Source organism: Spirosoma koreense (genome assembly GCF_054777875.1).
The window spans coordinates 35,833-62,324 of record NZ_BAAHAC010000022.1; the positions used below are offsets into that span (position 1 = coordinate 35,833).

Below are 26,492 nucleotides of genomic sequence, written 5' to 3' on the forward strand. Positions count from 1 at the left end.
TATACCGCACGGGCGGCTCCGTCATAATTCATCACTAGTAAACATGTCTGAAGTAAAAATCAGGACTGAAGCCAAACCGGCTAAAGCAAAAAAATCGGCTCTCCGCGAGTGGTTCGATTCGGTATTATTCGCGGTCGTGGCCGCTACGCTCATCCGGTGGCTGTTTATGGAAGCGTTTACGATTCCAACCCCGTCGATGGAAAACAGCCTGATGGTCGGCGATTTTCTGTTCGTCAGCAAGCTGCATTACGGAACCCGGACACCCCGGACGCCCTTGCAGGTTCCGTTGACACACCAGAAAATCTGGGGTACCAATATTCCTTCCTACAGCACCGCCATTCAACTGCCATCGTATCGGCTACCGGGATTTACGCACGTTAAAAACGGCGACGTCGTCGTTTTTAACGTGCCGCCCAAATACCTGAACGACAACATCGATTACCCGGTCGATCTGAAGACCAATTACATCAAGCGGTGCATTGGCATTCCGGGCGATGTGCTGGAGGTTCGGCAGCGGGAGGTGATCGTCAATGGCAAGCCGTTTCCCAAGCCGCCCCGCTCCGAGCAGAAGTATTTCATCAAAACAAGCGAGGTGCTGGATGCCAGTTTCTTCCGTCGATACGACATTGTCAACGACTACCGCGATCCCAGCCAGCCCACCGAAAACTGGAAACCGCTGGAGCAGTACAACGACTCGACCAAAGCGTCGGCGATGGTTGGCTATATGGTGAACACGACGGAAGAAGTCATTGCCAAATTCAAAACGTTTGACTGGGTGAAAAGCATCGAGCCTATGGCCGACAAACCGGGCGAAGCTGATCCACGCGTTTATGGTGCGCCGACTCTCAAGTGGAACCACGATAATTTCGGTCCGCTTACCGTTCCGAAGAAAGGAGCCACTATTCAACTGAATCCGCAAACGATCGCGCTGTACGGACCCGTCATCGAGCTTTACGAAGGCAACGAGAAGGTAGAAGTAACGCCGGCAACGATCAAAATAGGCGGGCAGCCCATTACCTCGTACACCTTCAAACAGGATTACTATTTTATGATGGGCGACAACCGCGATAACTCGCTCGACTCGCGCTTCTGGGGGTTTGTTCCGGAAGATCACATCGTTGGGAAAGCCGTGTTCGTCTGGATGTCGCTCGACCCCAATCCAGCCAACGCCTGGAATAAAATTCGCTGGAACCGCCTGTTTCGGACGATCGACTAAGTGATAAAGGCCATGGGGGTAAGGGTAGAGGGTTCGTTCCATAATCGAGCCTCTATCCTTACCCCCATGGCCTTTGCCATGTTACCACTCAATCGGGGGTAACCCTTTACTTTCCAGATAGGCATTGGCCTGGCTGAAATGCTTATTGCCAAACCAGCCGCCCCACTGTGCGGCCATGGGCGAAGGGTGTTTGGCTTTCAGAATCAAATGCTTTTTGCCGTCGATTATGGCTCCCTTTTTTTGGGCATAAGCGCCCCAGAGCATAAAGACGATATGCTTTTTCTCCTCTGATATCAGCTTAACGACTGCATCCGTAAAGGTTTCCCACCCTTTGCCCTGATGCGACCCCGCCTGACCAGCCCGAACCGTCAGGGTTGCGTTCAGGAGCATCACCCCCTGGCGCGCCCAGCGTTCGAGGTTTCCGGATTTAGGAACGGGTTTGCCTAAGTCGTCCTGAATCTCTTTGAAGATATTGACCAGCGAAGGCGGCTTTGTGATTCCGTCGGCTACCGAGAAAGCCAGTCCATTTGCCTGACCTTCGCCATGATAAGGATCCTGCCCAAGAATAACGACCCGCGTGTCGTCGAAAGCACATTGATTAAAGGCGTTGAAAATCAGGCGCCCGGGCGGAAAAACTCGCTGTGTGCTGTATTCCTGGCGTAGAAACTGGGCCAGTTCTTTAAAATAAGGTTTGTCAAATTCAGATTGCAGGCGGGTTTGCCACGATTCGGCAATAGATACATTCATGGATAAGGAACTGATAAAGATGATTCGGGATTATAGGCCTACAAACGCCGGAAACCGCTCCTTGAAAATTTTTTAGAAGCGGGTCTTGCGTAACAAAACTAATCAACTTAATTTTCGTTGTAAGGTTGCAAACGGTACTAAATTTATGGTTTCGTCAGTCACAGAAGGCGTGAAAGTTAGCGTAAAAACGGAGTATCAGTCGGATTACTCCAGCCCGCTGCAAGCACATTATGTGTTTACCTACCGCATCACGATCGAGAATGCCAGCGACTATACCATTCAGTTGCTCCGGCGCCATTGGTTGATCTACGACTCGAACGGCACCGTGCGTGAGGTTGAGGGCGAAGGCGTCGTCGGGCTTCAGCCCGTACTCGAACCGGGCGAAGTGCATGAATACGTTTCGGGTTGCAACCTGCGGTCCAGCATCGGAAAAATGGCCGGTACCTACCTTGTCGAGCGGATTATCGATGGCAAGCAGGTTCGGGTGACGATTCCGGAGTTTACCATGATCGTACCGTATAAATTGAATTAATGAATAATGAAAAATGTATAATGGCGAATGATTGACCTGTCTGACATTCGGTATACATTTCTCGGGAACCAGCCTGCATTTTGATTGCCGCTTATTTTCGGTATTTAAGTCGCGCCCGCGACGAGCATTCGCTTCACTCTCCTTTTCTTTTTTCGTTATACACCCAGGTTATCCGGGTAAAAAACGGTTCCGGGGGTCAGTTCAGAGCTGTTCAGACCTTGCGAAAAGAACTCCGACGAAGCCAACAGGCGGTTCAGGTAACGGATCTGGGCGCTGGCTCTAAAATCAATGCTTCCCGACAGCGTACGGTCGGCGATATTGCGCGCCATTCTCAGAAGCCCGCCCGTTTCGGCCGGTTATTGTTCCGGCTTATTCAACGCTTTCAGGCCAAAACAGTCGTCGATTTAGGCACGTCGCTGGGTATGACGACGGCTTATCTGGCCGAAGCGACCAAATCCCACCATGGGCAGGTCCTGACATTCGAAGGCTGCCCGGAAACCGCAGCCATTGCCCGGCAGAACTTCGACCGGCTGCAACTGGAAAACATCCGGATCGTTACCGGAAATCTCGATGAAACGCTGGCTCCCTCGATTGCGTCGTATGACTCGCTGGATTTTGTTTTTTTCGATGCAAACCATCGCTATGAGCCAACCGTACGCTATTTCGAGACCTGCCTGACCAGGGTTCATAACGATACGGTCTTCGTCTTCGACGATATCCACTGGTCGGAGGAGATGGAACAGGCGTGGGCCTATATCCAGGCGCATCCTGCGGTTACTGTTACGATCGACCTGTTTTGGGTCGGGCTGGTCTTCTTCCGTCAGGAGCAGCCTGAGCAGCACTTCATTCTCCGATTCTGACGAAAAGATGGGGAAATAACGTTATCTTTCGTACGCTTTTTTTTCAAACAGCCGCGCATGAACGTCCTGATATTTACCCGGTTAGTGCTGAGTTTTGCGATTTTTGCCTTACTGATGAACCTGGTTTCCTGCATGGGCTCGAATAACGAATCCCCCTCGCCCACCGGAACCGCTACGTTTGATCTGATTCAGCAAAAAATATTTACGCCCTCCTGCGCGGTATCGGGTTGTCATGCGTCGGAAAAAGACGCGACGTTTGCGCAGCACGGTCTGGTGCTGGCTGCGGGTGTGGCGTATCAGAACCTGGTGAACGTCACCCCCAGAAATAGTGCGGCTATATCTGACGGCATCAAACGAGTTACGCCGTATTCCTATCTGGAAAGTCTGCTTTATTACAAGCTGAACAATTCGGTTAGCCACCATACCGGACAGTCGTACGGAAACCCGATGCCGTTAGGCGGTCAATTGCTGCCCGCCGGCCAGATCGAGTTCGTCCGGCGGTGGATTGAGGCTGGCGCGCAGCAAACAGGCAAGACTGTACCGGACACAACCCTGATCAACGACAAGACCACCACGACGATAGCCTACGAACCACTGCCTACTCCAGCGGCTGGTACAGGGTATCAGATGGAAGTGCCTGTGTTCGATATCCAGCCCAACTTCGAGCGGGAGCTGTTTACCCGGAAACTGGTCGGAAACTCGCAGGACGTGTACGTGAACCGGTACGAAACCAAGATGCGGAGCGGGAGCCACCATTTTGTGGCCTACGATTTCAGGAGCCAGTCGTTATTGCCGAACCTGAACGATATTCGCGATCTGCGCAACTCAGACAATTCCCTTAACCTGGCAACGGCGGTTACCATGTCTAACCACGTCTATCTGGCTGGTTCCCAGGCGCCCTACCAGGATTATACGTTTCCCGAAGGAGCCGCATTGTTGATTCCGGCGGGGGCCTCGCTGGATTTGAACTCACACTTCGTTAACAAAACCACGTCGGTCATGAAGGGCGAAGCACAGATCAACCTGTATACCATCGATAAGTCGAAGGTGAAGATTGTAGTGCAGACGCTGGATTTGAGTAACACGAGCTTAACCATTCCGGCCGGTCAGCGGGTGACCCTGACCAAGTCGTTTACCTTTGCCAGGCCCCGTACGATCCTGACATTGACCTCCCACATGCATAAGCTGGGGGAGAAATTCGTCATTAAAATCAGTGGAGGGAGCCGCAATGGCGAAGTGGTCTATACGTCTACGGATTGGGAGCACCCTGACATCATTACCCTAAAAACGCCACTGGTGCTTCAGAAAGGAGAGGGGCTTATCTCCGAAATAACCTACAACAATACCACCGGCAAAACAGTCAACTTTGGCCTGACGAGCGACGACGAGATGGGAATTATTTTCGGCTACTACTACGAGCAGTAGGCTCAGGGGCAAAACGTGAGCAGAAACCAGCGTTATATGGCTTGCAGCTGTTCGTTTGTGGCACGGATCATAAAAACAGGCGTTTCGGCAAAGCGGGAGGCTACAATAACTTTCGTATTGCCCATGTGCGGCCTAAATAAATCGTGGGCTACTACCGGCGAATTATTGTCTTTCGATAAGTGCGACAGCAGCACGTGACTCATGAACGAAGGCTTATGCGTCCGGAAGAGTTCCAGCGCCTGTTGGTTCGAGAGGTGACCCTTACCACCACGAATTCGTCGCTTCAGCACGTACGGATACCGGCCATTCTCCAGCATATCCTCGTCGTAATTGGCTTCCAGAAAGGCCGCGTGGCATTGCCGAAAATGATGAATGACGTGCTCGCAGGGGGCTCCGATGTCAGTAAATACGCCCACGTTGGTATCGCCGTAGGTAATCAGAAAGCTATGCGGATCGGAAGCGTCGTGCAGCTTCGGAAAAGCTGTAACGCTAAGATCGCCAATCAATACGGGTTCGTAGCCTCGCAGCGGACGAAGGGGGAAGTCGCGCAACGGTAGTCTTGTATTTTGTAAGGTTCCTGGGGTGATAAAGACGGGCAACTGATATTTTTTGGCCAGCTGTGGAATCCCGACGATATGGTCGGAATGCTCATGGGAGACGAAAATGGCTTTTACATTCCGGAGCGAGAGACCCAGCCGCAGCATACGCGTTTCGGTCTGGCGGCAGGAAAGACCCGCGTCGATCAATACTGCTTCGTGCTCATTGCCCACGTAATAGCAGTTGCCGTTGCTGCCCGAATTCAGGGAGGTAATAAACAAAGACATAGTATACAAAGAAACGGCTTTTTCCGGGATATATTGGCATAGGGGGAAGGGTAAAGGGGTAAGGGGTAAGGGCAGAGGGATGATTTCCTTACCCCTTTACCCTTCCCCCTATGCCCCATGCCCTTCCCCCTCTGCCACTACTCCGTTCGGAGGCTTTTCACGGGATTCATCAGCGCGGCTTTGATACTCTGGAAACTAACCGTGAACAGGGCGATCAGCACGGCCACGATCAGCGCTACACAAAAATGCCACCAGGCCAGATCGATGCGGTAAGCGTATTTTTCGAGCCAGCCACTCAGAAAATACCAGCCCAGCGGAAAGGCGATGAGAGCTGCCAGCAACACCAGTTGAATAAACTCTTTCGAAAGCATACCCACCAGATTGGTAACGCTGGCCCCCAGCACCTTCCGGATACCGATCTCTTTGGTGCGCTGTTCGGCGGTAAAGGCGGCTAAGCCAAACAAGCCCAGACAGCTGATGAAAATGGCCAGAAAGGCGAAGTAGCTGGATAATTTGCTGACCGTATTTTCGGCTTTGTACAGGTTTGCGAATTCCTGATCGGTAAAATTATACTTGAACGGGAAGCGGGGATTAAACTTTTTAAAGACCTCTTCCATACTCGCTACGGCCTGTTTGGTCTGCCCGGCCTGCGTTCGTACCAGAATCGACCCCCAGTTGTTGGTCGTATCGCTGATGCCACGCTGCAAATGCAGAATCAGGGGTTCGATGGCGTTGTGAAGCGAGTTATAGTGGAAGTCTTTCATCAGGCCGATGATCTTCCCTTTTTTGTTCCACATGGTCATTTCCTTGCCGACCGGATCTTTATAGCCCATTTTCCGGGCTGAGGCTTCGTTGATCAGATAATTGCTCGTATCGGTACTGAATTCGGGCGAAAAATCGCGACCGTCGAGCAGCCTGATTCCCATCGTTTTGATATAATCGTATGAGATGGCGTTCTGGCTGAAAAGCATGAGCTGGGTCGTGTCCTTGCCAGGCCACTTTACTCCCTGAGTCGAGCTGCCCACTTCGAGTGGGTCGGACTGGGCGCAGGTGACCGACCTGATGCCCGGCTTCTTTTCCAGTTCCTGCCGGAATGCCTGAAAGTTTTTCTGTAAATCGCCTTCCAGGGGCAGATAAAGCAAATTCTCACGCTGATAACCGAGATTTTTGGTTTGAATAAACTGAATCTGTCGGTATACGACAATCGTGCCCAGAATCAGCATGATCGATAAACCGAACTGTAATACCACCAATCCTTTGCGAAAAAAGGTAGCGCTTGCTTTAAACCGTAGCCCCCCTTTGAGAATAACAATCGGGTCGAGCGACGACATGAACAGCGCCGGATAACTTCCCGACACCAGTCCGGTGAGAGTGGCCAGAGCCACCAATAAAAGCAGGAAGGTAGGATTGGAAAAGTCGAGGGAAAGGTGCTTGTCGGTCAGCGAATTGAAGACCGGCAGAATGAGTAGAACAATCAGCACCGAAAACACCAGCGATAATAGCGTAATCAGCATCGACTCACCGAGAAACTGCCCCATCAGGCTGTTTCGGTAAGCGCCCACCACTTTGCGGACCCCTACTTCCCTGGCCCGTTTGACGGAACGGGCCGTGGCCAGATTCATGAAGTTGATGCAGGCAATGGCCAGAATAAAAATGGCGACGATGGAGAAAATCCGCACGTACTCGATCCGGCCGCCGTTCTGTTTGCCCGCATCCCAGTTCGAGTAGAGGTACGATTCGCCGTAGTTCTGCAGAAAAAGCTCGACGTTGCTGTCTTTGTTCTTGGTTTTGACGTAATTTTTGATTTTGGCATTGACCTTATCGACGGACACGTTCGGAGCCAGCAGCACATAGCAGCGCGGTCCATTGTTACTCCATTCTTTTGCCCACTTATTGGCTTTTTGCCAGCGGTCGTAGTTCATCAGGAAGTCGAACTTCAGCGAAGAAGCCTCCGGAATGTCGGCCAGAATACCTGTAACCATCACGTCGTCTTTATTGTCGATCCGGACGGTTTTGCCGATTGGATTCTGCCCCTTGAAGTACTTATCGGCCAGTTTCTGCGAAATAACCAGCCCGTCGGGTCGTTTGAGCGCCGTGCGAGGATCGCCTTCCCTGAGCGGAAACGAGAACATCGTCAGAAAATCGCCCTGCACGTACCGACCCTTCTCTTTCTCAAAGGTGTTGCCGACCGTAAACAGCGGCCGCTCCTCCCACAGCATCTGGCTGGCCATCTGAATCTCAGGAAAATCTTTAACGATATTTTCGGCCAAAACACCCGGCGTCGAGGCAAACGTGTTGACAACGCCTGTGTAGTGCTGGTTTTCCATCACCCGATACAGGCGACTGTCGTTCGAATGGAACCGGTCCATCCGCAGCTCGTCCTGAACCCAGACCATGATCGAAAGACTACAGGCCATGCCCAGCGCCAGGCCCAGGATGTTGATGAAGGAGAACGTTTTGTTTTTCCAGATGTTTCTCCAGGCAATTTTGAAGTAGTTGCGTAGCATAAGTGGGTAGGGGTAAGGGCAGAGGGCATGGGGGGGGAGTTTGCCATTTGCCCCACGCCCTCTGCTGGTTATTCTGAACGAAGGGATTTGACTGGGTTGGTTAAAGCGGCCCGAATGGCCTGGTAGCTCACGGTCAGTAAGGTAATCGTCGTAGCGCCCAGGCCGGACAGGATGAAAATAGTCCAGGAAATGCTGGTTCGGTATTCGTATTGCTGAAGCCAGTCGTCCAGGAAGTACCAGGCGATGGGTGCCGCGATTAAAAAAGAAATCAAAACCAGCCGTACGAAGTCTTTAGAGAGCAGGCCCCATAAACTCAGCACCGATGCACCTAATACTTTCCGAACCCCGATTTCTTTGATCCGCTGTTCGGCGATAAACGAGGCTAATCCAAACAAACCCAGGCAACTAATGAAAATGGCGAGTACCGCAAAAATCCGGGCCAGTTTGCCGACACGCTCTTCGGTCCTGAATTTCGCATCGTATTCCTCGTCGGTGAATTTAAAATCGAACGGATTGTCGGGGTCAAATTTTTTAAAGACCGCTCCTACTTTTTTGAGTGCATCTTCGACCGGTACGTTGGGCGTTAGCTTGACGTTGATCACGTTGGCCCAGCCGTTTCGTACCAGAAAAATGGTCGGTTTAACTGGCGTATACGGTGACTCCATCACCATGTTTTTCACGACACCGACCACCTGCATGGGTTTGCCATTGTAGTGAATGGTTTTACCGACAATATTTTTCAGCCCCGTCAGCGTAACAGCCGCTTCGTTGAGAATAAATGAGGACGTATCGGTCGAATACTCCCGGGAGAAATCGCGGCCTTCCTGGATTTTCCAGCCGATGGTTTTGCCGAACTCGCGGGTGCAGGCCACGATGCCAAACAGGGGCAACGACTTGGGGTCTTTGCCTTCCCACTCGAACCCGATCTGATTCGACCAGACGCCCGTTGTGGGGCTGGATGACTCGCTCATTTCGTAGACCACGCCTGTTTTTAACAATTCTTCCCGCAACGGCTCGTATTTGCCTGTATCGGACAAAGCCGGTCCCATCGAGACTTGCAGTAAGCCCGACCGGTCATAGCCGACCGGTCGGTTTTTGGCGTGCTGAATTTGCTGGAAAACAATGATGGTGCCAATGATGAGCGTAATGGAAACCGTAAACTGGACCACGACCAGTACTTTCCGCGGAACGGCGGCCCAACGGCCCAGCTTGAACGTACCCTTCAATACGCTCAACGGATTGAACGAAGACAGATACAAGGCGGGATAACTACCCGACAAAAAGCCCGTCAGTAGCGAAAAACTCAGCAGCATAAGCCAGAAAACCGGATTGCCGAACGGAATACTGACCTGCTTACCCGACAAGTCGTTGAAGGAAGATAAAGCAATCAGGACTATCAGAAACGCAATGATCAGCGCAAAGAAAACCACCAGCATCGACTCGCTCAGAAACTGGGTAATCAGTTGCTGACGGAGCGAACCGACGGCTTTGCGGATGCCTACTTCTTTAGCGCGTTTTTCGGAGCGAGCCGTACTGAGGTTCATGAAATTGATGCAGGCCAGCAATAGCACAAACACACCGATCAGACCGAACAGCCAGACGAACTGAATGCCGCCACCGACGTTTTTGCCGTTCTTAAAGTCGGAGTATAAATGCCATTGACTCATCGGGTGCAGGAAATACTCTGGCTTTTCGCTCACAGCCGCGTGCTTTTTCTCGACATCCCGGATTTTGGTCGAAACTGTGTTCATATCCGACCGGTCGGCGATCTGGGCAAAGCACTGAAATGAGTGATTCCCCCATTGTTGTAGTGATTCTTTTACCCACGGCTGGTCGGCCAGGTAGGCGCTCCAGGGCAGGTAGAAATTCACCTGATAGAATTCAGAATTAAAAGGGAGATCTTCAAATACACCCGTCACCTTTATACTATGTTTCCCATCCAGCTTAATGATTTTGTTGAGGGGATCGCTTTCGCCGAACAGCGCTTTGGCCGTCGAAGCCGACATCAGAATGGACGCAGGTTCTTTAAGCACCTGGGCGTAGTTGCCTTTCAACAGGTTGAGCGAAAGCATCTGAGGCAGTTCGGCTTCGGCATACATGCCCTCCTTATTGATTTTCTTATCGCCATTGACCAGTAAATGGCCGTAATTCCACGAAGCCAGTGCTACCGCTTTAAAGTCGGTCGTGTAGTTGTTTTTTATTTCAGTAGCCGAGGGCAGCGAAACCGCCCGGCTGCTACCCGGCGTACCGTTGAAGGTTTGATTGATGTACAACTGTGCCAGCCGGTCGTAATTCCGGTGGAATTTGTTGTACGACACCTCGTCGTATATCCAGAGGCCAATCAGCATAGCCACAGCCATGCCGACAGCCAGTCCGAAAATGTTGATGAAGGAGTATACCTTGTTTTTCGACAGATTACGCAGGGCGATGGTGAAGTAGTTTCGTAGCATAAGGGGGTATGGGCTTCGGGTAGGGGGTAAGGGCATGGGGCGAAGGGTAGACTACCTCATGCCCTTACCCCCTCTGCGATTCACCCCGCAAAGACACGATACTGGCTAAGATGTTGCATCTGTGGGAGACCAATCGGTAAAAACAAAACCGCCGGAGCGTTTTGGCGCTCCGGCGGTTTATAAATTGGATATTTTATATCGAGGCTCAGCGATTACCGGGCTACTTCGACATTGACCCGGCGACCTTTGATGGTGTTGCCTTCCATGACATCGACAACCCGGTTGGCGACATCTTTCGGTACATCGACGTAGGAGAACTTGTCGAAGATATCGATGCTACCGATGCTGCTGCCCGGAATGTTCGCTTCACCGGCAATCGCACCTACAATATCGCCCGGACGCACGTAGTCCCGACGACCAATGCTAACCATCAGACGGGTCATATTGGCTTCGCGTTCACGGGGTGCCCGCTTATCGTCGCGATCGAAATAGCCGTTACGGCCTCCTCCTTCGCGTGGTCCCGACGACCGGTCGTTGCGGTCAAAGCGGGGTCGATCGCCGTAGCCACCCCGATCACCTGCGTCGTTGCGGGCGAAGCGGGAATTGCCCCGGTCGGGTCCGTCATTACGGCCAAAGCGGCTTTCGCCCCGTCCGTCACGGTCGGCAAAACGGCCACCCCGACGGTCATCGCGGTCGCCAAAGCGGGAGTTGCCCCGGTCACGATCACCCAAGCGGCTTTCGCGCCGACGGTCGTCTTCCAGCCCCAGGTTCTGATCGGCAAATTCGTTTTTCTCGATACCCATGCTGCGTTTCACCAGTGCAGCCACAATCTGCTCGGTCGAGAAACCGGCATGATGCAGTTGGGTCAGCAGATCTTCGTACAGATTCAGATCCTGGCTTTCCTTGATCGTTTGCTGCAGTTGCTCGATGAAACGGGCTTTGCGAAGGCCTACGATGTCTTCAAACGACGGAATGACGCCTTTCTCAACCCGAACTTTCGTATAATTCTGGATTTCGCGGAAGCGGTACTTCTCATCGCGACCGACCAGCGAGAACGCCCGGCCCGACTTACCCGCGCGGCCTGTCCGGCCAATACGGTGTACGTAATATTCTTCGTCGAGGGGAATGTCGAAGTTGATCACCGCGTCGACATCGTCGACGTCGATACCCCGAGCGGCTACGTCGGTAGCTACCAGAATGCTGGTGGTGCCCGCCCGGAACTTGCTCATCACGTTGTTGCGTTGTGCCTGCCGCAGATCGCCGTGCAACCCTTCAGCCTGATAGCCCCGGATTTGCAGGTCCTCAACGATTTCGTCTACTTTCCGCTTCGTATTACAGAACACCAGCAGCAGTTTCAGGTCGTAGGTGTCGATCAGTCGACACATCACCTCCACTTTCGCTTTAGGTTTCACTTCAAAATAAACCTGTTCGATGTTGGTATTGGTCAGCTCTTTCTTGACCACTTTCACCAGCACGGGATCCTGCAGAAATTTTTGCGTGATCTGCATAATCGGCTTCGACATGGTGGCCGAGAACAGAATCGTCTGGCGCTCTTCGGGCATGTCTTCCAGAATGCTTTCGATGTCTTCGCGGAAGCCCATATCGAGCATTTCGTCGGCTTCGTCAAGGATCATCATCTTGACATTATCGAGTTTGAGCGTGTTGCGCTCCATGTGGTCCATGACCCGGCCTGGTGTACCGATTACGATGTGCACTCCGCTTTTGAGCGAACGGATCTGCCGCTCGATGGAGTCACCGCCGTAGATGGCTTCGATCCGAATGCCGCGCTTATATTTGGCCAGCTTCCGGATTTCGTCGGCTACCTGCAGGGCCAGTTCCCGCGTGGGGCACAGAATAAGCGTCTGCACCGAACGCTCTTGAACGTCGATCAGTTCGAGCGCAGGAATACCAAAGGCGGCAGTCTTACCCGTACCGGTTTGTGCCTGTCCGATCACATCGCGGCCTGCGAGAATTGGCGGAATGGCTTCGGCCTGAATCGGCGAAGGGCTAATGAAACCCATGTCCGTTACGGCCATCAACGATTCCTGCGAAATAGCTAAACTAGAAAACAGCACCTGGTTCGGGTCGGCTTTCGGCACGGTCTCGACAGCAGGCTCGGGCTGGGTAGTTTCGTTCGTTACGGCAGGTTCATCGGCTACGATGATAACTTTGTCGGCAATGCCTTCGGCTACCGTTTCAACAGACGAATCTTCCGGAATAACTTCCGTCGCTGCCGGAGCGGTTTTTGCTTTTTTGGTTTTGGGCTGTTTGGGTTCGGAGTCGATAGCTACGGGAGCTGCACTGGCAGCCATTTCCAGGGCTACTTTTTCAATGTCCAGAAGATCATCCTGATCGACGGCTTTGGTTGTTTTCGTTTTCATTAACTTAGGAATGATTAAATACATTAAATCATCCAAGCGAAGACGAGTATATGCCGGTGAACGGCGCGATAATGCGGAGAATTGCCCAAACGAACGAAGCTGCCCAACGACCCCACCAAGACCCTTTGCGCACTGGCGACCTGGTCCTGCCCTCATAACCGAGGGGAAAAGACAACGACCGGCTGTAATGACCGGTACGACCGATTGACGATTAGCCCACGCGCAAATGCTTCACTCATGAAGCGTCCACCCAGAAACCCATCCGTACATCCGTACCTGGCTCTGTCAGACCTAACTCAGCGTGTAAAAAGGAGAGAAACAGAGACGCGACGGATGTCGCTTGTAAAATCTGGTGCAAAATTAAGAAGAAAATGCCGAAAAAGCAAGCAACGGCTTATTCCTTTGTATTTATTTTATATCTACCGGCTTGCCTGCCCTTTTTTCGTTACTTTCGAAACGATCGTCGAGCCATGAATCCATCTACGGGTAAATACATCATCCTCATCGGCGCAGCCCTGATGCTCATCGGGGCCGTCGTGTATTTCTTCGGCGATAAGCTTACCTGGCTGGGCAGACTACCGGGCGATATCCGTATCGAAGGAAAAAACGGCGGTGGTTTTTACTTCCCCATCGTCACCTGCCTTGTCGTCAGCCTGCTCCTAAACCTGATTATCGTTTTGATCCGTCGCTTTTTCTGATCGTAGCGCTGGTTGAGGCAGCAGACGCGTCGTCTTCGCTATAGGTTAATTTGTTCAGATAAAACACTTCCCGCTGGCTGGCGTAGTTTCGCGTCGGTGAGATCTTCTGAAATCCGAAGGCCAGAAAATGGCGATCGTACCAGGCCATGAGATTGTCGCGTGAGGAGAAGTTTATTTTCTCATTCTCGGTGCTGGTCTGTAGTTTGAATTTGGCGGTTTCTTTTAGGATCTTATTACCCTGAATGACTTCGGTAGTGATCTCGCCATCGTTCGGATACGCCAGCACCATTCGATCTCCCTGCTGCGATACCTGGACCATTTCGGTTAATTCCTTGCTTAGTAATTCTTTGATCGGGAAGCAATTGTCCCACAATAGTTTGCCTTGTTTGTCGAAGCCGCAGATAAACGCATGGGTATACCGAAACCCTTCATAGCGATCGCCCCCGCGCACATACCCTCCGTAGGCCAGCGTACTGCCGCGGTACTGCGGATAGTACACCTCCGCCACGAGCGTAAAGCCCTCGGGGGTCGGTTGCAGGTCGTGAACCAGCAGGCGATAATGAAACCGGTAATCTTTGCCTTCTTCCTTCTTGCGCAGGGCACGAGCCAGCAGCTTCTGCTGCCGGTGCGGTTTCATGTAGTTGAAAAAATTCTGAAGCTGCGAGAATTCAATATACTGAATGGATTGGGTTGCGGTGTCGGCCGCAGCCGCGCTGCTGCCACCGTGGTGAAGCCGCGTCACATAAATTCCCTGTGAGTAAGGAGTACAATCGGTAGAATAGTTGCCTACCAGCAGTGATTCGGATTCGTTGATAGGCAGCAGTTTTCCCGAGATCAGGCTATTCTGGGTGCCGTCGAAATCGACCGTGCGGAGTAACTTACTGTCGTAATTGTAACTTCTGAGCGAGTAGTTACAGTGCCGCCGAAGCGAGTGTACCAGTACGTTGACTTCCTGCCGGGCTTCATCTACCTCCAGCCCATTTAGTTCCAGCCGGTTGACGTACAGGCCAGGCAATACTTTGGCCGAATGATCGAAGAACGAGAAAGCCATCACCACCGGACGCCCGTGGCGATACCCGCCAACGTAGGCCTGACTGCCCATAACCTTAAAATGCTGCACCTCGAACTGATCGACCAGATCGCCCTCGAACGTTTCGATAACGCCATCGTCCAGATGAAGCCGGAGAAACTGAAAGACGCCCGAATCGTAGTCGCGGAAAAGATGATAGGCGTACTGCTCGGTTTCGTAGGTTAGTACCGACTTGAATCGGAGGTCCTGTTTAAACTCGGTATACCAGAGTTGTTTCAGATTGACGTCGTACTTCTGAAAGCTGAACTTTAGGGGCGTATTGTCGTACGTGCTCCCCGTCCGGATGGTGACCAGCACCCCGCGTTCTGTCAGGGGGGTTACGTCGAAGGCTTCGGCTTCATTGGGGTTAGAAGGAATCTCCAGCCGCAGCGAATGGGCTAGCTGCGACCAGGCCGGGGGCAGCGCAACACTTGTCAGCAGTAGACACAGTAAAATTCGGGCACGAAGCATGTTGTCAGGATAACGTTGTACAAACTAATGTACGAAGAATCTGGCACAAATGCTAGCGTTTTGGTGAGGCACGGTCGGAAGCGGATTAACCGCGCCACCGTTGTTTCAGATAATCTTTCATAAACACGTTTATATCCCACTGGCTGGCAACGGGCTGCTGCGTAAAGGGGAGTGTCGGCAGGTAACCGGCCGGGCCGAATTCGCAGGTGACGGTCAGCAAGGGTGCATTGGCCTTCTGGAGCCGGGCGCGGATGGCATCCCACCATTTGGCGTGAGTTTCCAGGGCATCTTTCCACTCAGGTGCCCGTGGATCGTTTACCTGGGGGCCTTCGGGATGCCCAACGCGGCAGTGGATATGATCGCTGGCAGCAATGGCCCGGCTGACATTCCCGGCCTGATCGGCCAGGTATGATTCCGCCACATTGACCCAGTGGGAATAATCGGCCGTCAGGCGCAGTTCTGGGTGTTTGAGCAGATAAAGCTGGATGGCCGGAGCGCTGTACGAAAAGCGCCCGCGGTGGGTTTCGTGTAAAATCCGGACGCCCGTTTGCTGCTGAACCTCGGCCGCAATCTGGATCAGTTCCGCATTTTGCTCGAACGTAAAATAGTCGTGCCCAGTATGAGCGTTGATAAACAGCGGCTTGTAGACGGCTATATCGAGCAGGTCGTCGCGGTATTTTTTCTTGTGGTCCGCAAAATTCGAACCACCCCCGAAGGCCATCAGGATCAGCTCCAGACCGTTGTCGTGCATGATCTGGACGGCTTCATTGCGTTTGTCCGGACCGGCAGCTATCTCCATGCCGTCATAACCTGCCTTTTTGACCCGTTGGGCGGCTTCCGTATAAGACAGATTCTCCAGGCCCCACATCGGGCAGAAAAAAATCGTTTTCAACAGTTTGGCGAGCTTAGTTTATCCACTCAAAGTTGGCAGAAAAAACCGTTTCAAAAAACCGCTCAGAAGATTGCTCAGGAAATCCAGAGGAGACTCGATTCGACAATGGTCCAGCCGGCCGTTCTGCGCTCCAGAAAGTAAACTTCACCACTTCCACAAAGCCCTCCGCAAACGGCCGATCGGCAGCAGATAGCCTTCTTGCCATCGGCCGAATAGACTACGGATGAGAAACTTAGCAGCGAACTAAACCCCGGAAAATCAGTTCGTAATCCGTCTAGCCCGCGCCCTGGCGCCGAAGGGCCGAAATAATAAGTCCATTGTTCGTCGGTCAGGATTTGGGTGCGAAAACAAGCGGATGGGATGCCGCCCGTTAAGGAAAGAGTGCTGAAACGACTCGAATCGAGCGTTGTAAGGAACTGTTGCCAGTCGGGGTTGGTCGTGAGCTGGCTCAGCTGCCTATCCTGAAGAACGACTTTCCAGTCGTCGATAAATGGTTTGACAGTTTTACTGGCGATAACCATCGTTGCCTTCTGACTGCTCTGTCCCGAACAATTCTGATCGATGAGGGCAGCGTAAACGCTATAGTCTTCTTCTTTACCCTGAGGCACTTTTGGCGTCGGGAGCGGCTCTGCTGAGCGACAGGCCGACCACAGAAGGACCACCACCCAGCTCAGACGTATTGTTTTCATGACAGACATTGTTTTACGTACAGGAGTCGTTTTTCGGGCAAAGCGTTGAGAACGATTAGTATTTTTTTCACAATATCCCGAACTTTACCCATTGAAATCAAATAGGTTAACCGGTCCGTCTTTCGGTAAACTATTTCTTGAACGAATCCAAAAATAATCCCTAATCATGAGCGAAATAGCCACCCGTTTTGTTCCCGGCGTTGTGACCGGCGAAGGCGTTACCGAACTTTTCCGTCACGCGAACGAAAATGACTATGCCCTGCCCGCTGTTAACGTTGTCGGGACAGACTCCGTGAATGCTGTCTTAGAAACGGCAAAAGCAGTTAACTCTCCGGTTATCATCCAGTTCTCGAACGGCGGTGGTATCTTCTACGCGGGTAAAAGCCTGCCCAACGATAAGCAGCAGGCGGCTATTGCCGGTTCTATCTCGGGCGCGCTGCATGTACACAATATCGCCGAACTCTACGGTGTACCTGTGATCCTGCATACCGACCACTGCGCCAAAAAACTGCTGCCCTGGATCGATGGGCTGCTGGCCGCCGGTGAAAAACATTTCGATCAGACGGGAAAACCTCTCTTCTCCTCACATATGCTCGATCTGTCGGAAGAGCCGATCGAAGAAAACATCGAAACCTGCGCGAAATACTTTGAGCGAATGGCTAAAATTGGCATGACGCTCGAAATTGAACTGGGGGTAACGGGTGGCGAAGAAGATGGCGTCGACAACTCCGACGTCGACGATTCGAAGCTGTATACACAGCCTTCGGAAGTAGCTTATGCGTACGAAGAACTGAGCAAAATTTCGCCCAACTTTACCATTGCTGCTGCGTTCGGTAATGTGCACGGCGTATATAAGCCGGGCAACGTGAAATTACAGCCCATTATCCTGAACAATTCGCAGGAGTATATCCAGGAAAAATACAACACTGGTTCGCTGCCCGTAAATTTCGTTTTTCACGGTGGTTCGGGATCGAGTCGGGAAGAAATTCGCGAAGCCATTCGGTACGGCGCGGTGAAAATGAACCTCGATACGGATATGCAGTGGGCAATGTGGGAAGGTATCCTGAAATACTACAAATCGAAAGAAGGATACCTGCAGTCGCAGCTGGGTAGCCCCGAGGGGCCGGATTCGCCCAACAAAAAATACTACGACCCACGTGTTTGGCTGCGTAAGGGTGAAGAAAGCATGGTACAACGACTAAAAATTGCCTTCGAAGACCTGAACTGCATCAATCGGCTGGCGTAACCAGTTATCGTATAATTGAATCAGATGTAGTGAGGCCAACCATCCTCACTACATCACATCTGTACAAGTGCCGGATTAAATTATCCGGCACTTTATTTTGTATGAATTTCAACTTGCATTTTTTGAAAAAGTCAAAAAATGTTGCCGTGTATTAAACACTTCACTGGTTATAAAACAGAAAATTTCTGGGTACTTTTCCCAACTATTTATTGCCGGGTTCACTTTCATTTCGCCAGAATAAACCCTGAATTTCCTGCTGATTCATAACTTATTTTCGAGCGTTGGAGACCATCTGAACAGGTAGGTGTTTTTACTTAGATCGCCTTAATCGGCAGTTTGCTACAGCCGGCAGACACCCTGTAAAGCCCTCTGTACGAGTTCAATGCGCCGTGTGAAATTCCCGCACAAATTCATTAACTTTCAGATGGATATGCTGGCGTATGTGATGTATTGCTGAAAAAGTTGGGTTTTATCCGATTGCCGTTCGCTGGAGGTAGCAGCGTATACAAAATGCTGCCTGGTCGAACGAACAACGTTATCGATTTAAGATGATCTTAATTTAATATGAACTTAATCCGTTCTGCGCTACGCAAGCCTATTACAATTCTGGTGGTTGTAGCCAGTTTATTTTACTTCGGTATCGGCGCCGTTCGTACGATCAAGATTGACATATTTCCGAACCTGAACCTGCCGGTAATTTATATCTCGCAGCCATTTGGCGGGTATACCCCCAACCAGATGGAATCGTTCTTCGGCAAACAGTACGTCAATCTGCTGCTGTACGTTTCGGGGGTCAAAAGCATCGAAACCAAAAACATTCAGGGCATCACGCTCCTGAAGCTTAGTTTCTACGAGGGAACGAACATGGCGCAGGCGGCCGCCGAGGTGTCGGCCTACTCAAACCGCGCTCAGGCGACGTTTCCGCCCGGTTCGCAACCCCCGTTTATTTTGCGATTCGATGCGTCTACGTTGCCTGTCGGTCAGCTGGTACTGAGTAGCCCCAAACGGACCAATAACGAATTGCAGGATTTGGCGAACGTATACATTCGCTCCGGGTTTACGTCGATTCCGGGGCTGGTATCACCCGCGCCGTTCGGCGGAAACTCCCGCTCGATTGTCATTAAAGCCGATCCTGAACTGCTGCGCGCCCATAACCTGACTCCCGATCAGCTGGTGGCAGCCCTGCGCATCAACAACCAGGCCACCCCGGCCGGAAACGTACGCGTAGGTGACTTCAACTATTTCACGCCCGCCAACACGACGATTCTGAATATTTCGGATTTCGGAAATATTCCGCTGTATACCGGAACGGTTCAGAACTTGTATCTGAAAGATGTCGCGACGATCGAAGACGGGGCCGATATTACCCAGGGCTACGTGCTGGTAAACGGGAAGCGTTCGGTGTATCTGCCTATCACCAAATCGGCGGATGCGTCGACCTGGGAGGTTGTGCAAAACCTAAAAGCCGCCCTCCCGCGGTTTCAGGCTCTTCTGCCCGAAGACGTCACCCTGACTTACACCTTCGACCAGTCGGTATACGTCATCAACGCAGTGAAAAGCCTGATGACCGAAGGAGCCATCGGTGCAATCCTGACGGGGCTGATGGTGTTGCTCTTTCTGGGTGACGTGCGGGGGGCACTGATCGTAATCATTACCATTCCGACCTGTATTATTTCGGGGGTGTTGTTTCTTTCGCTGTTCGGGCAGACGATCAACATTATGACTTTGAGCGGTCTTTCACTGGCCATCGGGATTCTGGTCGACGAAAGTACGGTGACCATTGAGAACATTCACCAGCATATGGACATGGGCAAACCCAAAGCCCTGGCGATCTGGGATGCCTGTAAAGAGATTGCCTTTTCGAAACTGCTGATTCTGTTCTGTATCCTGGCCGTTTTCGCTCCCGCCTTTACCATGAAAGGTATTCCGGGTGCGCTGTTTCTGCCACTTGCGCTGGCCATTGGCTTTTCGATGGTAACCTCCTACCTGATGGCGCAGACGCTGGTGCCGGTACTGGCCAACTGGATGATGAAAGAACACCACCCGGTCAGCAACGGAAAAGCCACGAAGCACGAGAATCTGAACGGCAATCTGATCCATGTTAACGGAAATGGGACTGCGGGTAAAAACGGTAAATCGACGACCGACGACATCCTCCAGCAAAAGCAAACACAGGCGCACCAGATCGACCTCGATCACGACGGAAAGGTCGGTTATTTCGAGCGGGTACGCGTCCGGTTCGTTCGGTTCATCGGTCGGATTCTGCCCTACCGGAAACCGATCGTACTGATTTATGTGGTGGGTTCACTCGCCATTGTGGCGCTCCTGATTACTTCGATCGGGCGCGACGTTTTGCCCAAGGTGACCGGCGGCCAGTTTCAGGTTCGGCTGCGGAATCCGGATGGGACGCGGCTGGAAAAAACCGAAGCGACCATGCTCAAGACCATCGATGTGCTGAATGGGCTGGTCGGAAAAGAGAACGTCGAAATAACCTCGGCGATGGTGGGGATGCACGGCGCGCAGTTTTCGACGAGCCCGATCTACCTGTTTATGGCCGGCCCCCAGGAAGGTGTGTTGCAGGTAAGCCTGAAAGAAGACTACGACGTCGATCTGGATGAACTGAAGGATAAGTTTAGAGCCAGCATGAAAAAGACGTTGCCCAAAGTGAAGCTCTCGTTCGAACCGATTGAATTGACCGACAAGATCCTAAGCCAGGGTTCGCCAACCCCAATCGAGGTAAAACTGTCTGGAAAGAACAAAAAACAAAACGAGGAATACGCCAATAAGGTCATTGCCAGGTTGAATAAGATACCGTATCTGCGGGACGTCCAGATTGGTCAGGCGACCAAGTATCCAACGATCAATGTAAACATCGACCGGACGCGGGCGGCTCAGTTAGGAACGGATATTTCGGCCATTTCTCGGTCGCTGATTGCCGCTACGTCGTCGTCGCGGTATACGGAGAAAAGCGTATGGATCGACCCGAAATCGAGCCAGAGTTACAGCGTTCAGGTGCAGGTGCCGGAGAACCAGATGACCAGCGTAAACGACCTGGGCGAAATTCCGGTTTTGCCGAACTCAAACCGGCCGGTGCTGAGCGACGTCGCCAGCCTGCAAACCGGCACGACATACGGTGAGAATGATAACATCGGCGCTATTCCCGTACTCTCCGTAACGGCCAACCTGAACGACATCGATCTGGGAACCGCGGCCCGGGATGTGCAGAAAGCTATCGACTCGCTGGGCGAACTCCCCCGCGGATTGACAGTAAAGATGCAGGGCCTGACTCAGGTGCTGATCGATACGCTCGATAGTCTGCAGAACGGGCTGTTGACCGCCATTGTCGTTATTTTCCTGATGCTGGCCGCTAATTTCCAGTCCTTCAAGGTATCGCTGGTCGTGCTGTGTACCGTACCAGCCGTACTGCTCGGCTCCCTGGTTTTGCTGATGCTGACCGGCTCGACTCTGAACCTGCAATCGTACATGGGCATGATCATGTCGGTAGGGGTTTCGATTTCGAACGCCGTACTGATGGTAACCAACGCCGAAGAACTGCGCCTGCGGAACGGAAATGCCTTGCTGGCAGCTCGTGAGGCTGCTTCGCTACGGATGCGGCCAATTCTGATGACCAGCGTAGCCATGGTGGTCGGAATGATTCCGATGGCTTCCGGGCTGGGCGAAGGGGGCTCGCAGGCGGCTCCGCTAGGGCGCGCCGTCATCGGCGGACTGATTGCTTCCACGTTTGCGGCTCTATTTATTTTACCCCTGGCCTTTGCCTGGGTACAGAACAAAACAACCACAGAATCGGTATCGCTCGATCCCGAAGATAAAGACAGTAAATATTACATTCCCTCCTCGTATGAAACGGCTAATTCATAAACCGGTGCGTAGTCTGCTTGCCGTTGCGGGTAGTCTGCTGCTGGCTAGTCTGTTAACCAATTGTCACTCGCCCGAAAGTAAAGCAGAAGCCAGCGAAACTGAAACCGCCAGTGCACCGGCGGCCATTGAAAAGTTTGCCCTGAAAAAAGGGAAGTTAGCTTCGTCGCTGCAGGTACCCGGCGAACTGGTTGCCTTTCGCGACGTAGACATTTACGCCAAAGTGAGCGGCTATATAAAAACGCTGAAAGTAGATGTGGGGTCTGAAGTGCGGCAGGGACAACTGCTGGCTTTAGCCGAAGCTCCTGAACTGAATGCTCAGCTGACCTCGGCCGAGTCGAGACTGAAAGCGCAGGAAGCACTGTCGATTGCCAGTAAAGCCAACTATGAGCGCATTCTGGAAGCCAGCAAGTTCTCGGGCGCGGTTTCTAAAAACGACGTCGATCAGGCACTGGCCAAACGTAACGCCGACCTGGCTCAACTCGACGCGGCTAAGTCGGCGTACCGGGAAGTGGCCGATCTGAAAAAATACCTGGAAATCCGCGCACCGTTCGATGGTATCATCAGCGCCCGGAACGCCAGCACAGGGGCTTATATTGGCCCCGCGGGTAAAGGCTCTGAGTTTCCGCTGTTTGTGCTGACCGAACAGAAGCGACTACGGCTGGTAATTGCGGTTCCCGAAGCCTATACGGGCTACGTCGATCAGAACGACGAAGTAAGCTTTACGGTAAAAACGTTTCCGGATAAAAAATTTACCGGACAGGTAAAACGTCTGTCGGGAGCGCTGGATAAACGCCTGCGGTCGGAGCGGGTTGAGGTCGACGTGGTCAATAACAATAAGAAATTACTGCCGGGTATGGTTGCCGAAGTAAACCTGCCTCTGCCGACCAAAGCCAGCACGTTTGTCGTTCCTAAATCGGCCATCGTCAATTCAACCACCGGCGTTTTTGTAATCCGGGTCAACAACCAGAAAGCCGAATGGGTGCCGGTCAAAAAAGGCCTGGAAGCCAATGAGAAAGCGGAAATATTCGGTAACCTCAACGAAGGTGATCAACTCATTACGTCGGCTACCGAAGAAATTCGCGACGGTTCGTCCATAAAATAAAGTAGAGACGCAACGGATTGCGTCTCTACTTTACGTACCCCAACTTCCTGGGAATAGTGTAAATCTCAGTTTGCCGACCGTCGATGTAGCGAAACGTCTGGCCGTCGAAAAAGCCGTCTTCTTCGAGCATGATGCGCACCACTTTTTTCCATTCTGGAATCTCAACCGCAGCATTCAACTCGATGGAATAAGCGGTATTAGCCAGTAACGGGTAATCGCCCGGGCCGGGAACGCCTTTCTGCTGATCCCATAAGCCGATGGTCGGGCCGGCTGCGTGGCCGTGAACGCCGATCGGGTGCGAATAAATGGTTCCGTTGATTCCTTCTTTCTTAGACTGATCGAGGGCTGCCAGCAGCATCTGGTTTCCGGTTTTTCCTGCTTTAAATTGTTCGGTCAGGATCTCCTGTAAGCGATTGCCCTGTTTGAATGCCGCTTTGATAGATTCCGGAACGTCGGTCTCGCCGGGGCGTAGTACGTAGGCATGCTGCTGCTGGTCGGTATTCAGACGCAGATAGGTAATGCCAAAATCGACGTGGAGCAAATCGCCGGGCATGATCACCTGTTTGTCCGGCTGTTTGGAAAAGGTACGCAGGTGGTTGAAGTCAGTATTGTCACGGCGCTGAACGTCGACGGTCGGGTGAAACCAGGTATCCAGCCCCAGGTTCGTGATCCGCTGCCTGAACCACCAGACGACATCGTCCGTCGTCGTTACGCCGGGCTGAATGACCTGCTCCGAAAAACCCTCCTGAATAATCTGGTGAGAGAGCCGGCAGATCATCGGGTAGATCGCCATTTCTTTCTCGGTGCGGGTTTCGAGCCAGCCAACCGCTATTTTCTCCGCCGACACGAGCCGCTTCTGATACTCAGCTGGTAATTTCTTCAGGAATTCTTCATGCTCCGAAAACGAAAGCCCATCGGCATGGCCGTAGTTGGTCGACATGTTTAGCCCGATTTTCTTCGGTTTTCGGTCTTCGATCACTTTGGCCAACGCTTCCCACTGGTTAGGTCGAACGTCGATATCCCAGGCACCCTTGAGCAGGTTACCAACGTCGTAGCGGGCAATAGCCAGTTTTTCAACGCCTTTTTCGCCACCCTGCGAATCCACCGCACCGGCGGACTGGCCGGGATCATAAAACACTATAATCGTCCGGCGTCGGGCGGAGAGCCAGGTGCTGGGCAGCATCGTCCGCAAAACGGGATCTTCGTTGTATTCGCGGGAGATGATCACCCACATATCGATGCCTTCCCGACGCATAAGCTGGGGAAGCAGGTTTGTAAAACGGTCGTCCAGGATGTCGTCGATCACCCGCGCCCGTTCACGCTCGGGCAGGATGCTGGATGGGGAAGGAGTCTGGCCAACAGCGGTTAGAACGAGCGCGTTTGTAATGAATAAAGTGATGAGGAAGTATAACAATTTCGGCATAGAACGCAGGCTGATTCAGTTCGAAGCAAGATACACAAAGACCGGGCCTTTTCATAAGCTGGAAAAACGGCTGATCTGGATTAAAAAAGAGTGAAAATGTCGTCGCTCAGACACCGATAGCCAAACTCTCGGGAGCGGTTCAATCCGCGCTCTGAGCGAGTTACGTATATACTTTAACGAAAGCGGAGCGGTTATAAGAATTCGGGTCGTACCTTTTAGTATTTTTTTAACATTCTATAACCTTTACGCTAAACATTTCGCTAACTTCCAAACGTTATGGAAGTAGATATAGAACGAGTTAAGGGACAATCGAATGGACGATACTAACAACGCTATGAATACACCGGCGGGTCAGGAAAGGGACGGACAAACTCCGCCGATTCAGAATGACAAAGCCACGGTTCGATTACCCATGTTGCTGGGCATTACGCTGGCGGGAGGTATGCTCATCGGCGCCACATTTTTCGGGGGTACTAAAAGCCTCAATACCATCGGTCGCGGCTATACCAAGTACCGGGAAATACTGCAACTGATCGAAAACAACTACGTCGATACGGTGAACACCGACGATCTGGTCGATTACTCGATCACGAAAATGCTCGAAAAGCTCGATCCGCACACGGCCTACATGAATCCGCAGGATGCCGTAGCCGCTCGTTCGCAACTGGAAGGCGGTTTCGATGGCATTGGGGTTGAGTTCAATATTTACAAAGATACCGTATATGTCGTAACACCGCTGGCGGGGGGACCGTCGGAAACGGCCGGTATCCTGAGTGGCGACAAAATCATCAAAGTAGACGAAACTCCGCTGGTCGGTGGAAAGATTGAGAACAGCGCCGTCTTCAAGGCGTTGCGGGGTAAGCGCGGAACAGACGTGAAGTTGACCATTTTGCGAAAAGGCGACAAGCAACCAAAAGAGTTTACCATCACCCGGGATCGCATTCCGACGTATTCGGTCGACGCGGCTTACATGATCGACGCAAAAACGGGGTATATCAAAATCAACCGGTTCTCCGAAACGACCTATGACGAATTCAAAACCGCCATGGCTTCGCTCAAGGCGAAAGGAATGACCCAGTTGATGATGGACCTGCGGAATAATCCGGGCGGTTACATGGACCGGGCGACTAACATTGCCGATGAGTTTATTTCGGGAAACAAACTGCTGGTGTACACCAACGGCAAAGACAGTCGGTACGATCGTAAAACTTACGCCCACATTGCCGGGCAGTTTGAAGAAGGGCCGCTGGTTGTGCTGGTGGATGAAGGAAGTGCATCGGCCTCGGAGATTGTATCGGGCGCGTTGCAGGACCACGACCGGGCGTTGATTGCGGGTCGGCGTTCGTTTGGGAAAGGGCTGGTGCAGATGCCCGTAACGCTTTCCGACGGTTCGGAACTGCGGCTGACGATATCCCGCTATTATACACCCAGTGGCCGGAGCATTCAGAAACCTTACGTGCCGGGTCAGGAAGGCGATTACGAGAAAGACCTCGAACTGCGCTCGAAACGGGGGGAATATTACATTGCCGATTCGATCAAAAACGATCCGAAACTGAAGTTTAAAACCGACGGTGGGCGCGTGGTTTACGGTGGTGGCGGCATTACGCCCGACTACTTCATTCCGCGGGATTCAACCTGGCAGACGGCGTATCTGATTCAGTTATATGGGAAAAACATCATCCGCGAATTTGCGATGGATTATACCAACGAAAATCGGAAGAAGCTGGAAAAGATGCCATTCGAGGAGTTTGACCGGTCGGTGGTTATCGGCGATGATCAGATGAATCTGCTGGTGAAAGAAGCGACGTCGGAAGGAATTAAGTTTAACGAGAAGGAATACAACCGCTCGAAAACCTATATCCGCAACCAGATCAAAGCGTTGGTAGCACGGGCGATCTACCAGAAAAACAACAAAGCCGGGCAGAATAACGAGTTTTTCCGGGTTATCAGTCAAAGTGATGATACGTATCAGAAAGCCCTGAAACTTTTTGACCGGGCCGATAAGCTCGAACACGGGATGTTTACCTACAATCAGAAATAGAAGAATTTTAGTGCATGAAAAAGGCGATGAGAAATCTCAT

The 26,492-nt window shown here is 52.1% G+C and carries 18 protein-coding genes; 9 read left to right on the forward strand and 9 right to left on the reverse strand.

The window, feature by feature from the left end; genetic code table 11:
* The first annotated feature begins 43 nt into the window (after nucleotides 1–43).
* Nucleotides 44–1,216: a signal peptidase I gene (lepB, locus tag ACYVC2_RS13755; protein ID WP_461103008.1), complete on the forward strand. Its 1,173-nt coding sequence runs from the start codon at nucleotides 44–46 to the stop codon at nucleotides 1,214–1,216.
* Nucleotides 1,217–1,297: 81 nt separating this feature from the next.
* On the opposite strand, the gene ung is transcribed toward lepB, so the two are convergent.
* Complete coding sequence (ung, locus tag ACYVC2_RS13760) at nucleotides 1,298–1,963, reverse strand: uracil-DNA glycosylase (protein ID WP_461103009.1); 666 nt, start codon at nucleotides 1,961–1,963, stop codon at nucleotides 1,298–1,300.
* Between the two features lie 145 nt (nucleotides 1,964–2,108).
* Between ung and apaG the strand changes: the two genes are divergently transcribed.
* From apaG to ACYVC2_RS13775, 3 genes are all read left to right on the forward strand, one after another.
* A complete protein-coding gene (gene apaG / locus ACYVC2_RS13765) occupies nucleotides 2,109–2,495 on the forward strand; it encodes a Co2+/Mg2+ efflux protein ApaG (protein ID WP_461103010.1) in 387 nt (128 codons plus the stop codon).
* 80 nt (nucleotides 2,496–2,575) lie between these two features.
* A complete protein-coding gene (locus ACYVC2_RS13770) occupies nucleotides 2,576–3,355 on the forward strand; it encodes an O-methyltransferase (protein ID WP_461103011.1) in 780 nt (259 codons plus the stop codon).
* 57 nt (nucleotides 3,356–3,412) lie between these two features.
* Nucleotides 3,413–4,780: a monooxygenase gene (locus tag ACYVC2_RS13775; protein WP_461103012.1), complete on the forward strand. Its 1,368-nt coding sequence runs from the start codon at nucleotides 3,413–3,415 to the stop codon at nucleotides 4,778–4,780.
* Nucleotides 4,781–4,812: 32 nt separating this feature from the next.
* Here ACYVC2_RS13775 and ACYVC2_RS13780 read toward each other — a convergent pair whose 3' ends face one another.
* The 4 genes from ACYVC2_RS13780 to ACYVC2_RS13795 form a co-directional block, all read right to left on the reverse strand.
* Complete coding sequence (locus tag ACYVC2_RS13780) at nucleotides 4,813–5,604, reverse strand: MBL fold metallo-hydrolase (RefSeq protein WP_461103013.1); 792 nt, start codon at nucleotides 5,602–5,604, stop codon at nucleotides 4,813–4,815.
* 137 nt (nucleotides 5,605–5,741) lie between these two features.
* Nucleotides 5,742–8,111 (reverse strand): ABC transporter permease, encoded by a 2,370-nt coding sequence (locus ACYVC2_RS13785; protein WP_461103014.1) that lies wholly within the window; start codon nucleotides 8,109–8,111, stop codon nucleotides 5,742–5,744.
* Between the two features lie 68 nt (nucleotides 8,112–8,179).
* Nucleotides 8,180–10,561 (reverse strand): ABC transporter permease, encoded by a 2,382-nt coding sequence (locus ACYVC2_RS13790; protein WP_461103015.1) that lies wholly within the window; start codon nucleotides 10,559–10,561, stop codon nucleotides 8,180–8,182.
* A gap of 212 nt (nucleotides 10,562–10,773) precedes the next feature.
* On the reverse strand, nucleotides 10,774–12,942 hold the full coding sequence (locus tag ACYVC2_RS13795) for a DEAD/DEAH box helicase (RefSeq protein ID WP_461103016.1): 2,169 nt from the start codon (nucleotides 12,940–12,942) through the stop codon (nucleotides 10,774–10,776).
* A 470-nt stretch (nucleotides 12,943–13,412) separates the two neighbouring features.
* On the opposite strand from ACYVC2_RS13795, the gene ACYVC2_RS13800 reads away from it, so the two are divergent.
* The gene (locus ACYVC2_RS13800) at nucleotides 13,413–13,640 is read left to right on the forward strand and encodes a DUF2905 domain-containing protein (RefSeq protein WP_461103017.1); all 228 of its coding nucleotides are present in this window, start codon (nucleotides 13,413–13,415) and stop codon (nucleotides 13,638–13,640) included.
* Here the strand turns inward: ACYVC2_RS13800 and ACYVC2_RS13805 are convergent.
* From ACYVC2_RS13805 to ACYVC2_RS13815, 3 genes are all read right to left on the reverse strand, one after another.
* Entirely contained in the window at nucleotides 13,612–15,180 is a 1,569-nt protein-coding gene (locus tag ACYVC2_RS13805; protein ID WP_461103018.1) for a hypothetical protein, read from the reverse strand. The two genes, ACYVC2_RS13800 and ACYVC2_RS13805, sit on opposite strands and share 29 nt — an antisense overlap.
* Before the next feature lie 85 nt (nucleotides 15,181–15,265).
* Nucleotides 15,266–16,072 carry a sugar phosphate isomerase/epimerase family protein gene (locus ACYVC2_RS13810; RefSeq protein WP_461103019.1) on the reverse strand — a complete coding sequence of 269 codons (807 nt, stop codon included), beginning with the start codon at nucleotides 16,070–16,072 and terminating at the stop codon, nucleotides 15,266–15,268.
* Nucleotides 16,073–16,146: 74 nt separating this feature from the next.
* Complete coding sequence (locus ACYVC2_RS13815) at nucleotides 16,147–16,761, reverse strand: hypothetical protein (RefSeq protein ID WP_461103020.1); 615 nt, start codon at nucleotides 16,759–16,761, stop codon at nucleotides 16,147–16,149.
* Between the two features lie 166 nt (nucleotides 16,762–16,927).
* Between ACYVC2_RS13815 and fbaA the strand changes: the two genes are divergently transcribed.
* The 3 genes from fbaA (at nucleotide 16,928) to ACYVC2_RS13830 (ending at nucleotide 22,988) form a co-directional block, all read left to right on the forward strand.
* Nucleotides 16,928–18,007: a class II fructose-bisphosphate aldolase gene (gene fbaA, locus ACYVC2_RS13820; protein WP_461103021.1), complete on the forward strand. Its 1,080-nt coding sequence runs from the start codon at nucleotides 16,928–16,930 to the stop codon at nucleotides 18,005–18,007.
* A gap of 564 nt (nucleotides 18,008–18,571) precedes the next feature.
* Nucleotides 18,572–21,886: an efflux RND transporter permease subunit gene (locus ACYVC2_RS13825; RefSeq protein WP_461103022.1), complete on the forward strand. Its 3,315-nt coding sequence runs from the start codon at nucleotides 18,572–18,574 to the stop codon at nucleotides 21,884–21,886.
* Nucleotides 21,867–22,988 carry an efflux RND transporter periplasmic adaptor subunit gene (locus ACYVC2_RS13830; RefSeq protein ID WP_461103023.1) on the forward strand — a complete coding sequence of 374 codons (1,122 nt, stop codon included), beginning with the start codon at nucleotides 21,867–21,869 and terminating at the stop codon, nucleotides 22,986–22,988. Before ACYVC2_RS13825 ends, ACYVC2_RS13830 begins: the two co-directional genes overlap by 20 nt.
* 25 nt (nucleotides 22,989–23,013) lie before the next feature.
* On the opposite strand, the gene ACYVC2_RS13835 is transcribed toward ACYVC2_RS13830, so the two are convergent.
* Nucleotides 23,014–24,411: a M24 family metallopeptidase gene (locus ACYVC2_RS13835; protein WP_461103024.1), complete on the reverse strand. Its 1,398-nt coding sequence runs from the start codon at nucleotides 24,409–24,411 to the stop codon at nucleotides 23,014–23,016.
* A gap of 313 nt (nucleotides 24,412–24,724) precedes the next feature.
* Between ACYVC2_RS13835 and ACYVC2_RS13840 the strand changes: the two genes are divergently transcribed.
* Entirely contained in the window at nucleotides 24,725–26,452 is a 1,728-nt protein-coding gene (locus ACYVC2_RS13840) for a S41 family peptidase (protein WP_461103025.1), read from the forward strand.
* Nucleotides 26,453–26,492 lie beyond the last annotated feature (40 nt).

Excerpts from the sequence above, each read along its gene's own strand:
- lepB (WP_461103008.1), top strand. The coding sequence starts at position 44 with ATGTCTGAAGTAAAAATCAGGACTGAAGCCAAACCGGCTAAAGCAAAA.
- apaG (WP_461103010.1), top strand. The coding sequence starts at position 2,109 with ATGGTTTCGTCAGTCACAGAAGGCGTGAAAGTTAGCGTAAAAACGGAG.
- ACYVC2_RS13800 (WP_461103017.1), top strand. The coding sequence starts at position 13,413 with ATGAATCCATCTACGGGTAAATACATCATCCTCATCGGCGCAGCCCTG.
- ACYVC2_RS13815 (WP_461103020.1), bottom strand. The coding sequence starts at position 16,761 with ATGAAAACAATACGTCTGAGCTGGGTGGTGGTCCTTCTGTGGTCGGCC.
- ACYVC2_RS13785 (WP_461103014.1), bottom strand. The coding sequence starts at position 8,111 with ATGCTACGCAACTACTTCAAAATTGCCTGGAGAAACATCTGGAAAAAC.
- ACYVC2_RS13805 (WP_461103018.1), bottom strand. The coding sequence starts at position 15,180 with ATGCTTCGTGCCCGAATTTTACTGTGTCTACTGCTGACAAGTGTTGCG.
- fbaA (WP_461103021.1), top strand. The coding sequence starts at position 16,928 with ATGAGCGAAATAGCCACCCGTTTTGTTCCCGGCGTTGTGACCGGCGAA.
- ACYVC2_RS13795 (WP_461103016.1), bottom strand. The coding sequence starts at position 12,942 with ATGAAAACGAAAACAACCAAAGCCGTCGATCAGGATGATCTTCTGGAC.
- ung (WP_461103009.1), bottom strand. The coding sequence starts at position 1,963 with ATGAATGTATCTATTGCCGAATCGTGGCAAACCCGCCTGCAATCTGAA.
- ACYVC2_RS13780 (WP_461103013.1), bottom strand. The coding sequence starts at position 5,604 with ATGTCTTTGTTTATTACCTCCCTGAATTCGGGCAGCAACGGCAACTGC.
- ACYVC2_RS13775 (WP_461103012.1), top strand. The coding sequence starts at position 3,413 with ATGAACGTCCTGATATTTACCCGGTTAGTGCTGAGTTTTGCGATTTTT.
- ACYVC2_RS13790 (WP_461103015.1), bottom strand. The coding sequence starts at position 10,561 with ATGCTACGAAACTACTTCACCATCGCCCTGCGTAATCTGTCGAAAAAC.
- ACYVC2_RS13835 (WP_461103024.1), bottom strand. The coding sequence starts at position 24,411 with ATGCCGAAATTGTTATACTTCCTCATCACTTTATTCATTACAAACGCG.
- ACYVC2_RS13840 (WP_461103025.1), top strand. The coding sequence starts at position 24,725 with ATGGACGATACTAACAACGCTATGAATACACCGGCGGGTCAGGAAAGG.
- ACYVC2_RS13825 (WP_461103022.1), top strand. The coding sequence starts at position 18,572 with ATGAACTTAATCCGTTCTGCGCTACGCAAGCCTATTACAATTCTGGTG.
- ACYVC2_RS13830 (WP_461103023.1), top strand. The coding sequence starts at position 21,867 with ATGAAACGGCTAATTCATAAACCGGTGCGTAGTCTGCTTGCCGTTGCG.